6 protein-coding genes are annotated in these 11,913 nt (G+C 64.8%); 4 read left to right on the top strand and 2 right to left on the bottom strand.

All coding sequences use genetic code 11. The features are described from left to right. Window positions 1-68 precede the first annotated feature (68 nt). From L630_RS0109820 to L630_RS0109805, 4 genes are all read left to right on the top strand, one after another. Window positions 69-1,601 (top strand): Do family serine endopeptidase, encoded by a 1,533-nt coding sequence (locus tag L630_RS0109820; RefSeq protein ID WP_024848086.1) that lies wholly within the window; start codon window positions 69-71, stop codon window positions 1,599-1,601. Window positions 1,602-1,669: 68 nt separating this feature from the next. After that, window positions 1,670-2,344: a response regulator transcription factor gene (locus L630_RS0109815; protein WP_024848085.1), complete on the top strand. Its 675-nt coding sequence runs from the start codon at window positions 1,670-1,672 to the stop codon at window positions 2,342-2,344. Further along, window positions 2,341-3,780, top strand: coding sequence for an ATP-binding protein (locus tag L630_RS0109810; protein WP_024848084.1), 1,440 nt, complete (start codon window positions 2,341-2,343; stop codon window positions 3,778-3,780). Before L630_RS0109815 ends, L630_RS0109810 begins: the two co-directional genes overlap by 4 nt. After that, window positions 3,767-6,715, top strand: a complete 2,949-nt coding sequence (locus tag L630_RS0109805; protein WP_024848083.1) for a bifunctional [glutamine synthetase] adenylyltransferase/[glutamine synthetase]-adenylyl-L-tyrosine phosphorylase — start codon at window positions 3,767-3,769, stop codon at window positions 6,713-6,715. Before L630_RS0109810 ends, L630_RS0109805 begins: the two co-directional genes overlap by 14 nt. A gap of 16 nt (window positions 6,716-6,731) precedes the next feature. Here L630_RS0109805 and L630_RS0109800 read toward each other — a convergent pair whose 3' ends face one another. Then, a complete protein-coding gene (locus tag L630_RS0109800) occupies window positions 6,732-9,071 on the bottom strand; it encodes a PAS domain-containing sensor histidine kinase (RefSeq protein ID WP_024848082.1) in 2,340 nt (779 codons plus the stop codon). A gap of 135 nt (window positions 9,072-9,206) precedes the next feature. Then, window positions 9,207-11,852, bottom strand: coding sequence for an aminopeptidase N (pepN, locus tag L630_RS0109795; RefSeq protein WP_024848081.1), 2,646 nt, complete (start codon window positions 11,850-11,852; stop codon window positions 9,207-9,209). Window positions 11,853-11,913 lie beyond the last annotated feature (61 nt).

Raw genomic sequence — 11,913 nt, 5'->3', positions numbered from 1 at the left:
GTTGGCTCGCCTATCTCAGAGGCCAAGGGTGCGATGGCGCATCCACGGTATCACCAGGGAAATGCGAGATGACTCAGAACCAGACTGTTTCTAAGGCACGTAACCGCTGGCTCGCTGCTGCGGCTTCGGTTGCCATCGCCAGCGCGATCGGTTTCGGCGCCGTCACCTCCGGGGCTCTGCCTTCCTATGCAGAGGCGGTCAAGGTCGAGGGCGTCCAGCAGAGCGCGGGCTTTGCCGATGTTGTCGAGCGCGTCAAGCCGGCCGTCGTGAGCGTCCGGGTCCAGGCAAAGGTTGATCCGGCAAGCGATCGCCGCAACGGCTTCTCGTTCGGCATGCCGGGCTTTGAGGACCTGCCGCGTGATCATCCGCTGTACCGCTTCTTCCGTGAATTCCGGGGCGAGCGCGAGTTCGGCAATCCGCGCCAGCGCGCACGTCCGGAGCGCCCGGGGAAGGAGCGTTCGCGCCCGGTTGCGCAGGGTTCCGGCTTCTTCATTTCCGGTGACGGCTACCTCGTCACCAACAACCACGTCGTCGAGGGCGGCTCGGACTTCGTCATCGTTACCGATGACGGCGAGGAGTTTGATGCGAAGCTGGTCGGCACTGACCCGCGCACCGACCTTGCCGTACTGAAAGTCGAGGCGGACAAGACCTTCACCTATGTCGCCTTTGCCGACGACTCGAAGGTTCGCGTTGGTGACTGGGTCGTCGCCGTCGGTAACCCGTTCGGCCTTGGTGGCACCGTGACGGCAGGTATCGTTTCAGCCCGCGGGCGTGACATTGGCGCGACGCTGTATGACGACTTCATCCAGATCGACGCTGCGGTGAACCGCGGCAATTCCGGTGGCCCGGCCTTCAACCTCAATGGCGAAGTCGTCGGCGTCAACACAGCGATCTTCTCGCCGTCGGGCGGCAATGTCGGCATCGCCTTCGCCATCCCGGCCTCGACCGCGAACCACGTCGTCAAGAACCTGATCGAGAATGGCGCGGTGACCCGTGGCTGGCTGGGCGTCCAGATCCAGCCGGTGACCGACGAGATTGCCGAGTCGATCGGCCTCGAGAAGCCGAAGGGCGCGCTTGTGACCGAACCGCAGGCGAATGGCCCGGGCCTTGCCGCCGGCATCAAGGCGGGTGACGTCATCACCTCCGTCAATGGGCGCGACGTCGCCAACCCGCGAGAACTTGCTCGTACCATCGGCAGCTTCGCCCCGGGCGAGGAGGTCGAGGTCACCCTGTGGCGTGGCGGCAAGGAAGAGAAGCTGAAGGTCAAGCTCGGCGAACTGCCGACCGACACCGCCAAGGCTGAGGCGCCGTCGAGCGGCAAGGCGACCGCCGACACCGCTCTCGCTGACCTCGGCATAACCGTGGCCCCGGCCGATGATGGCAAGGGCGTGGTCGTAACCGAAGTCGAGCCGGGCAGCCCTGCTGAGGAGCGCGACATCCAGGTCGGCGACGTGATCGTCGCGGTGAACTCGAACCTGGTGACGAGCGGCGAGGATATCGGCAAGGCTGTCGAGGAAGCCTCGAAGGCGGGCCGCAAGGCGGTCCTGCTGCAGGTCTCCCGCGACAACAACAACCACTTCGTGCCGCTGCCGATCGGCTGATCGCGGTATGAACAAGGCGACGGTCTCAGGGCCGTCGCCTCCTTCCTTTTTCGCGTATAGTCGCGCCCATGAAGATTCTTGTCATTGAAGATGACCGCGAAGCCGCGGAGTACCTGCAGAAGGCTCTCGGCGAAGCGGGCCACAACGCGCATGTCACCTTCGACGGCGACAGCGGCTACCAGCTGGCGCTGGACGGCGACTACGACGTTCTCGTCGTCGACCGCATGCTGCCGCGCCGCGACGGCCTTTCCGTGATTTCAGGGCTGCGTACCAGCGGCATTACAACGCCGGTGCTGATCCTCTCGGCGCTGGGCGAGGTCGACGACCGGGTCACCGGCCTCCGCGCCGGCGGCGACGATTACCTCACCAAGCCCTATGCCTTCAGTGAGCTGCTTGCCCGCGTCGAAGTGCTGGAGCGCCGCGGCAGTCCGCGCGAGGTCGAGACCGTCTACCGCGTCGGCGACCTTGAGCTCGACCGGCTCTCTCACACCGTCAAGCGTGCTGGCAAGGAGATCCCGCTGCAGCCGCGCGAGTTTCGTCTGCTCGAATATCTGATGCGCCATGCCGGGCAGGTGGTGACCCGTACCATGCTGCTCGAAAACGTCTGGGACTATCATTTCGACCCGCAGACCAACGTCATCGACGTACACGTCTCGCGGCTGCGCTCGAAGATCGAGAAGGGGTACGAAACGCCCGTCCTCCACACCATCCGCGGCGCCGGCTACATGCTGAAGGCCGGATGATGCTGCCCGCGGTCCTGCGCACGACGGCGGCACGCCTCACTGCGATGTTCATGGTGCTGTTCGCGCTCTGCGCGGCAGTGCTGGTCTTCTACATGTCGTCGCTGTCGGTGAGCATGCTGACCGCCCAGACGCAGGAGACTATCGCCGAGGAGATGGAGGTGTTGTCGCGAGCCTACCAGCGCGGCAGCCTGCCGGCGCTGGTGCGCTTCGTTGAGGTCCGCTCGCGTCAGCCCGGCGCCAATCTCTACCTGCTGGCAGATCCGAACGGGCGTATTCTGTCTGGAAACGTCGAGAGCATTGAGCCGGGCGTGCTCGAGGGCGACGGCTGGACCGGACGCCCCTTCGCATATCGGCGCTATGGCGACAGGAGTGCGGCGACGACCGAAGAGGGCGAAGAACAGGCGGAGTTCAGCGGCCACCAGGCCGTCGCGCTGGTGCTGCGCCTTCCCAACCAGATGATCCTGCTCGTCGGCCGCGACCTCGGCGAGCCGCAGATCGTTCGCGACATCGTCAACCGTTCGCTGATCCTCGCCTTCGGCATGATGGGGATTGGTGCCGCCGTGATCTGGTTCTTCGTCGGCCGCCGGGCGCTGCGCCGCATCGATACCGTCTCGGAGGCGAGCCGGCGGATCATGGCGGGCGACCTGTCTGAACGCCTGCCGGTGAGTGGCACCGGCGATGAGTTCGACCGCCTGTCGCAGAACCTCAACGTTATGCTGGCGCGCATCGCCCGGCTGAACGATGGCCTCAAGCAGGTCTCCGACAACATTGCCCACGACCTCAAGACGCCGCTCACGCGCCTGCGCAACCGCGCCGAGGCAGCACTTGCGGGCGATCCCCGGGACGCCGACTACCGCGAGGCGCTGGAGGCGACCATCCGCGAGTCGGACCAGCTTATCCGCACCTTCAACGCGATCCTGATGATCTCGCGTCTCGAGGCTGGCCAATCGTCAGAGCAGACTACAACCGTCGACCTCCAACAAACCGTTGCCGACGTCGTGGAGCTCTACGAGCCAGTTGCAGAAGAGATGGGTGTGACCATCGAGGCCTCGATCGCGGGCGAGGCGAGCATCACCGCCAACCGCGAGCTGGTCGCGCAGGCGCTGTCCAACATCGTCGACAATGCAATCAAGTACTCGGCGGGCTCTGGCGAGGCACCGAAGGTGCAGGTCTCGCTTGGCCGCGAGGATGACGGCTACGTCATCGAAGTCGCCGACAACGGCCCGGGCATTCCGGACGAGGATCGCGACCGCGCGACGGAGCGCTTCGTGCGTCTCGAGCGGAGCCGCTCGCAGCCGGGATCCGGCCTCGGCCTTAGCCTCGCCAAGGCCGTGATGGAATTTCATCACGGGAGGCTTGAATTGGCAGGGCGAAACCCCGGACTATCCGTGCGGATGATCTTCCGGGAGGATTCGCACAAAGATGAGCAAGGCTGAGAACGGCGAGACCTGGTTCGGAACTACGGTCATTCATCTGGAACCGCTGGATGCGAAGGCGGCAGCGGAAGGCCTGAGCGACTTGGCTGACGCCGCCAGGGAGGGCGGCTACGGGAAGACCGCGGCGCTGCTGCATGGCAAGTCGCCGCTGGCGGCCTTCCTCGGCGCGGCCTTCGATCTCTCTCCCTTTCTTAAAGGCTGCGCCCGTCGCTACCTCGCGGCGCTGGAGAACCTCTTCTCTACGCCTCTTTCCCAGCGGCTGAAGGAGATCAACGAGCAGATCCGCGCCCTCGGCACCCGCCAGGGGCAGAGCGAATCTCTGCTGATGAAGGAGCTGCGCGAAGCCAAGGGTGAGGCGCATTTCCTGATCGCGCTTGCCGACCTTGCCGGCGCGGCCGACGCCTCCGTTACCGTCCGCCGCCTCAGCGATCTCGCGGACGCCTGCGTCGCGACCGCCATAGACTTCCTGCTCCTCGAAGCCAATCGGACGGGCAAGCTGAAGCTCGTTGATCTGGCGAAGCCGGCGGAAAAATCCGGCTGGATCGTGCTGGGCATGGGTAAGCTCGGCGCGCGTGAGCTGAACTTTTCCTCCGACATCGACCTCATCATCTTCTTCGATCCGTTCGCCCCGGCGGTGCCGGAACCTTACGAGGCGGCCGATACTTTCGTGCGCCTGACGCGGCGGCTGGTGCGCATCCTCCAGGACCGCACCGAGCACGGCTATGTTTTCCGCACCGACCTGCGCCTCCGCCCCGACCCCGGCTCGACGCCGCTAGCAATCCCGGTCGAGGCTGCGCTGATCTACTATGAGGGCAGGGGCCAGAACTGGGAGCGCGCGGCGATGATCAAGGCGCGCCCGGTCGCCGGTGACATCGAGGCGGGTAATGCCTTCCTCAAGGAACTGACGCCCTATGTCTGGCGCAAGTACATGGACTTTGCGGCGATCGCGGACGTTCATTCGATCAAGCGCCAGATCCATGCCCACAAGGGCCACGGCGAGGTGGCCGTGAAAGGTCACAACGTCAAGCTTGGTCGTGGCGGCATCCGAGAGATCGAATTCTTCGTGCAGACACAGCAGCTAATCGCGGGCGGGCGTTTCCCGGAACTGCGCGGCCGGGAGACAATCGAGATGCTGAAGGTGCTGGCCGAGCGCGGCTGGATCACGCCCGACGCGCGCGATGCGCTGACGGCCCAGTACTGGTTCCTGCGCGACGTCGAGCACGCCATCCAGATGGTCGCCGACGAGCAGACCCACAATTTGCCCGAGGACGACGAGGGGCTGGAGCGCATTGCACGTATGGTTGGCTTTGCCAGTGCCGAGGAATTCTCGGCATCCTTCCGCAAGTCGCTGCTGCTGGTCGAGAGCCACTATGCAGCCCTGTTCGAGACGGCGCCGCAGCTGTCGCGCGGCGTCGGCAACCTCGTCTTCACCGGCGACGTAGATGACCCCTCGACCCTGCAGACGCTTTCGGAACTCGGCTTCTCCCGGCCGAGCGACATCTGCCGCGTGATCCGGACGTGGCACTTTGGGCGCTACCGCGCGACGCAATCGTCGGAGGCGCGCGAGCGTCTGACGGAGTTGACGCCAGCACTGCTCGAAACCTTCGGCCGCACCAGGCGCGCCGACGAGGCGCTACTGCGCTTCGATGAGTTTCTGGCGGGGCTTCCCGCGGGCATCCAGCTGTTCTCGCTGCTCCAGTCCAATCCCGCGCTGCTCGACCTGCTTGCCACCATCATGGGCGCGGCGCCGCGGCTTGCCGCGATCATCACCCGCCGCCCGCACGTCTTCGACGGGCTGCTCGACCCGGCGCTGCTGTCGGAGCTGCCGAACAAGGCCTACCTCTCCGCGCGGCTCGACGCGTTCCTACAGGGCGCGGAGCTGCACGAGGAAAAGCTCGACCGCCTGCGCATCTTTGCGGCCGAGCAGCAATTCCTGATCGGCGTGCGCCTGATGAAAGGCGCGATCGATGCCGTGCGCGCCGGCAAGGCGTTTTCTGACCTTGCCGATCTGACGATAGGCGCGGCGCTAGCCGCCGTGCAGGAAGAGTTTGCCATCCGCCATGGCCGCGTGCCAGGCGGACGCGTCGCGATTCTCGGAATGGGCAAGCTCGGCAGCCGGGAGCTGACAGCCGGCTCCGACGTCGACCTCATCCTGCTCTACGATCACGACCCGGACGCCGACGAATCCGACGGGGAGAAGGGCCTTGCCCCTTCACACTACTATGCGCGTCTCACCCAGCGCCTGATCGCAGCTGTTTCCGCGCCGACGGCCGAGGGCGTGCTTTATGAGCTCGATCTCCGTCTGCGCCCCTCCGGCAACAAGGGGCCCGTGGCCACCCATATCGATGCCTTCCGCAAATACCAGCGCACCGAGGCATGGACCTGGGAGCACATGGCGCTGACGCGCGGCCGCGCGATTGCAGGCGACGAAAGCCTCTGCAAGGAGGCCGATGAGGAGGTGGCGCAGATCATCGCGCTCGACCGCGAGCCGAAGAAAATCTTCAAGGACGCGCGCGAGATGCGCGCGACGATCGCGCAGGAAAAGCCGCCCCGCAACATCTGGGATTTGAAGCTGATTTCAGGTGGCCAGATCGATCTTGAGTTCATCGCCCAGTGCGCGCGGCTTACCGGCAACATCGAGCCGGGCGAGTGGCCGCCTACCTCGACCGGAGATGCGCTGGCGCGGCTGACGCCGGAGTTCTGCAGTCCCAAGACGCGCGACGATCTCGTGCGCGCCTACGAGCTTTACCTGTCACTGACGCAGATCGTGCGGCTATGCCTGACCGGTCCACTCGAACCGGACGACGTGCCGCCGGGCGTTGCCGACCTGCTTCTGCGCAGCACAGACCTGCCAAGCATTGACGTTCTCCAGGCGCACATCAAGGACACGGCAGCCACCGTGTCCGACGCGTTCAAGAAGCTGCTTTCAGCCTGATTTGGGAAGGGGCTGCTCAGGCGGCCTTCTTCGGCGCCACCTTCACGGGGCGGATCGGAATGCGCACCGAGACGATGGTGCCGACATTCTCGGTCGAACGGATCTTCAACGCGCCGCCATGCAGTTCGGCAAGCGAGCGCGAAATGGCAAGACCAAGGCCCGAGCCGGTGTGGTTCTTCGAGAACTGGTTCTGTACCTGCTCGAACGGACGGCCGAGCTTCTTGAGCGCGTCCTTCGGAATGCCGCAGCCATTGTCCTCGATGCTGAGGGTGATCGCGCCGCCGGCCTTGCGGGCGCGCATCGTCACCTTGCCGCCGTGGCCGGTGAACTTCACCGCGTTGGAGAGAAGGTTGATGACGATCTGCTTGATCGCGCGGCGGTCGGCATGCAGCACCAGCCCCTCGTCGATCTGGGTCGACAGCGTGATCGACTTCTCCGCCGCCTGCAGCGCCACGACGCGCACCGTCTCGAGGATCAGCGGGTGCAGGTCGATCCGCTCGCGGTCGATCGAGAACTGGCCAGCTTCGATCTTCGACATGTCGAGGATGTCGTTGATGACGCCAAGGAGGTAGAGGCCGGAAGAGTGGATGTCAGCGACATACTCCACGTATTTCTCCGAGCCGAGCGGGCCGAAATAGGCCTGCTGCATCATCTCCGAGAAGCCGATGATGGCGTTGAGCGGCGTACGCAGCTCATGGCTCATATTGGCGAGGAATTCAGATTTCGCTCGGTTCGCGGCTTCGGCGCGCTCGGTTTCCTTCATGTACTTGCGGTTCAGCTCGACGAGTTCGGCAGTGCGCTCGCCCTCGGCGCGGCGCGCCAGCGACAGGTCGTGGATCGTCGCCATCAGGCGCCGCTCGCTGTCGGTCAGCTTCTCCTGCTGCTGCTTGAGCTGGGTGATGTCCGCGCCGATCGACACCATGCCGCCGTCGCGCGTGCGCAGCTCGTTGACCTGCAGCCAGCGCCCGTCGGCGAGTTGACGCTCGTAGGTGGCGCCGCTGTGCGGGCCATTCGGGCTTGCCAGCCTGCGCTCATAGGCGAGCGCCATCATCTTCTTCTCGATCTCGACGCGCGGCGTGCCCGGAATGACGTCGTGGTCGGAAAGCCCGTAATCCTGCTTGTACTTGGAGTTGCACATCACCAGGCAGTCGAACGCATCCCACAGGACGAAGGATTCCGAAATGCTCTCGATTGCGGTGCGCAGCCGCAGGTCGGCCGTTTCCGAGCGCTGGGCAAGCCGCTGCTGCTCGGAAATGTCGACGGCGATGCCGACGAGGTGCATTTCCGGCGCCTCGGGGTCCTTCACCTGCGCCTTGGCGCGGATCCACATCCACTGGCCGTCGGCATGGCGCATGCGGAAGACCTGGTCGATCTGGTCGATTTCGCCAGCGACGATCTTGTTGGCGAGATCGAACAGGTCGACGTCGTCGGGATGAATGATCTCGGCGACGACGCCGAACGACAGCATCGCCTCGGTGGGCTCATAGCCCAGCATCTCGTACATCGAGCGCGACCAGTACATCTTGCCGCGCACCATGTCCCAGTCCCACAGACCGCATCGGCCGCGCACCAGCGCAAGGTCCACGCGCTCATGCGCCTCGAGATAGAGGCGGTCGGCGGCCTGCGCCCGCGCAGCCTGGCCGAAATAGGCATAGAGCACGACCAGCAGCACGACGGCGGTGATGACGTAGAGCGTAACGTTCAGCGTCGCGTTGCGGCGCCAGTCGGCGAACACCGCCGACTGCGAAATCATCGCGACGGTCGCAAACTTGCGGTCATCGCTGATTCCCATTGCCGCAAACCATGGCTGTCCGTCGACCTGGACTTCCATTACGCCGGCGCGGGTGCCGAACAGGAACAGCGGCTGGCCCCCATGGATGAAGCCGTCGAGCGGCTTGCCAATCCACGCGCTTCCCGCCGGCGAGGCGGCGCGCACGGCAAAGCTTGCGTCGGTGACGAGCAGCACGTGGCTGGAAGTCAGCGCGCCCTGGGCGGCGATCTCTTCAAGAAGCGGCTGCGGATCAGGGAACGCACCTTCGCTGCGCAGCTGCTGCGCTTCCATCGACTCGGTCATCTGCGCGGTGGCGAGCGTCAGCATGCCGCGCGCGGTGCGCTCGACGTCGTCACGCTGCGCGAGCAGCGCAAGCGTGCGGGTGCCGGCGATGACGACCAGGAAGACAATGATCAGAATCGGGACGATACGGCGCAAATAGGGCTCCAGCGCCAGCAGCCGCTGATAGGCAGGGGCAGCAAGCATGCGCGCACGGCACGAGATCGACCGGCTGGCCGTCTGCGCCGCCGATTGACGCGCATGAAAATCCCCATCGGGCGCGCTCCACGCGTCCGCGTTTGCCATCGATGTGGCTCCCCAATTGCACCTGATGATCCGGCAACGCCGCACATCCGAATCGTCATTAAGGAATCAGAGGTGATTCGCCCTGTCCAGTGGGGACAGGGCAAAAAAGTTACGATTCGTTAACCGTAACTTCGGTCAGGCGAGCGTCCGCTCGACGATGTCGCGAAGGTCCGTGGAGAGGTCCTTCGGCGCTGCCATGGCGACCAGGGCCTCACGGGCAGCCTCGCGGCGCACCGGCTCGAGCGAGCGCCAGGATCGCATGGCCGTTGCAAGACGTGCCGCAAGCTGCGGATTGCCCTTCTCGATCTTCAGCACCGTCTCGGCGAAGAAGCGGTAGCCTGAGCCGTCTTCCTGATGGAAGCCGGTCTGGTTGAGCGTCGAAAAGGAGCCCACCAGCGCGCGCACGCGGTTGGGGTTGGAAAGGGCAAAGCCCTTGTGCTCCATCAGCGACTTGACGCGCTCCACGGCGCCGGAGCCGGGGATCGTCGCTTGGATCTGGTACCACTTGTCCATGACCAGCGGATCGGAGCCGAACTCGGCCTCGAACTTCGCCAGTGCCTCTGCCGTCCGCTCGTCGTTTGGGAAGCGGTGCGCGAGGATCGCGAGCGCTGCCGACTTGTCGGTCATATTGGTCGCAGCAGCGAACTGGCTTGCTGCCTGTTCTGCACTGTCGGCAGCGACGGACAGGTAGTCGAGCAACGTGTTGCGCAGCGCCCTGCGGCCGGCGCTCTCGGCGTCGGGGCGGAACGGGCCGCTCTCGGCAAACGAGTTGTAGATCTCCGCAAAGCCATCGACGTTAGCCGTGGCGATCGTCTGCATCAGCGCCTCGCGCGCCACGAAGATCGCATCGGGATCGATGTTGGAGCCGATCTCTCGGGCAATGTCGGCTTCGGCTGGCAGGGTCAGCGCCAGGGCGCGGAAGGCCGGCTCGAGCGTATCGTCCACAGCAATCTCGCCCGCAGCACGGACCAGGCCTTCGCCGAACTGCGGCTGCTTCTGGCCGCGCACCGCCTTGAAGCCCTGCACCAGCGCATCGGTGAACAGCGTGTTGAGCGCCTGCCAGCGCGAGAACAGGTCGCTGTCCTTGCGGGCGAGGAACAGGAGATCGTCGGGCCGCTGCTCGATCGAGATCGTCACCGGGGCCGAGAAGCTGCGGTTGAGCGACAGGGCAGGGCGCGTCGGAATGCCCTCGAAGCGGACGGTGTGCCGGCGCTTCTTGACGTGGATGACGCCGTTCGAAACCGTGGCGCCGTCGACAGCCGTCGGCTGCAGGTCTTCGCCCTCGGGGCCGACCAGCCCGAAGGCAAGCGGAATGTGCATCGGCCGCTTGCGGCTTTCCGAGGGCGTCGGCGGCACCGACTGCTCGATCTCCAGCGTGTAGGTCTTTGCCTGCTGGTCGTAGGCGGTGGAGATCGTCAGGTTCGGCGTGCCGGCCTGGTGGTACCAGAGCGCGAACTGCGAGAGGTCGACACCGGAGGCGTCCTCGAATGCCTTGAGGAAGTCCTCGATCGTGGCGGCATCGCCGTCATGCCGCTTGATGTAGAGGCTCATGCCCTCGCGGAATTTTTCCGCGCCGAGAATCGTGCGGATCATCCGCACCACCTCGGATCCCTTCTCGTAGACAGTCGAGGTGTAGAAGTTGTTGATCTCGCGGTAGCGGCGCGGGCGCACCGGGTGCGCGAGCGGCCCCTGGTCCTCCGGGAACTGGTGGGCGCGAAGCGTCCGTACTTCGGCAATTCGCTTGACGGCGCGCGAGCGTTGGTCAGCCGAGAATTCGTGATCGCGGAAGACGGTCAGGCCCTCCTTCAGGCACAGCTGGAACCAGTCGCGGCAGGTGATGCGGTTGCCTGTCCAGTTGTGGAAGTATTCGTGGGCGATGATTGCCTCGATATTGGCGAAGTCGGCGTCGGTCGCGGTGGCCTCGTCGGCAAGTACATACTTGTCGTTGAAGATGTTGAGGCCCTTGTTTTCCATCGCGCCCATGTTGAAGTCGCTGACGGCAACGATGTTGAAGACATCGAGGTCATATTCGAGCCCGAACACCTCCTCGTCCCACTTTATCGAGCGCTTGAGCGCGTCCATCGCATAGGCCGCGCGCGACTCCTTGCCATGCTCGACATAGATGCCGAGCGCGACCTTGCGCCCGGATGCGGTGATGAATTCGTCCTTCAGCCCGGCGAGGTCACCCGCAACGAGCGCGAAGAGGTAGGACGGCTTCGGGAACGGGTCGTGCCAGACGGCGAAGTGGCGACCGCCGTCGAGCTGGCCGCTCTCGACCATGTTGCCATTGGAAAGCAGCAGGGGAGCAGCCGTCTGATCCCCCTCGATGCGGACCGTGTAAACCGAGAGCATGTCCGGCCGGTCGATGAAGTAGGTGATGCGGCGGAAACCTTCCGGCTCGCACTGGGTGCAATAGACCCCCTTCGATACGTAGAGACCCATCAGTTCGCTGTTGCGCGACGGGTTGAGCTTCGTGACGACCTTCAGGCGGAAGCTCTTGTCCTGCGGCGGGTTGTGGAGGGTCAGCTTGTCGACCGTGGCTTCATAGGAGCCATCAGCGGCGGCGACGCCGTTGATCTCGACGCCGAGGCACTCAAGCTCGTCGCCGTCGAGCTCTAGCGGCGTGCCGGGGGCGGTGCCGTCCCGGCGTTCGATCTCCAGCTCGGCGGTGACGATCGTTTCTTGCGGCGACAGGACGAAGAGCAACCTGGTCTGCGGTATGAAGTACTCCGTCGGCCGATAGTCTTCGATCCGGAATACCTTGCCCGTGTCCTGACGCATAACCCTGAACTTTCCTTCGTATCGCGGCCACGCAAAGCCGCGTCAAAATCTGCATTCGGTC

Source organism: Aminobacter sp. J41 (genome assembly GCF_000526635.1).
Classification (GTDB): Bacteria; Pseudomonadota; Alphaproteobacteria; order Rhizobiales; family Rhizobiaceae; genus Aerobium.
This window is presented reverse-complemented; position numbering and strand designations above follow the sequence as displayed.

What these genes read in the sequence shown, in the direction of transcription:
- L630_RS0109815 (WP_024848085.1), top strand. Translation starts at nt 1,670, where the DNA reads ATGAAGATTCTTGTCATTGAAGATGACCGCGAAGCCGCGGAGTACCTG.
- L630_RS0109800 (WP_024848082.1), bottom strand. Translation starts at nt 9,071, where the DNA reads ATGGCAAACGCGGACGCGTGGAGCGCGCCCGATGGGGATTTTCATGCG.
- L630_RS0109805 (WP_024848083.1), top strand. Translation starts at nt 3,767, where the DNA reads ATGAGCAAGGCTGAGAACGGCGAGACCTGGTTCGGAACTACGGTCATT.
- pepN (WP_024848081.1), bottom strand. Translation starts at nt 11,852, where the DNA reads ATGCGTCAGGACACGGGCAAGGTATTCCGGATCGAAGACTATCGGCCG.
- L630_RS0109820 (WP_024848086.1), top strand. Translation starts at nt 69, where the DNA reads ATGACTCAGAACCAGACTGTTTCTAAGGCACGTAACCGCTGGCTCGCT.
- L630_RS0109810 (WP_024848084.1), top strand. Translation starts at nt 2,341, where the DNA reads ATGATGCTGCCCGCGGTCCTGCGCACGACGGCGGCACGCCTCACTGCG.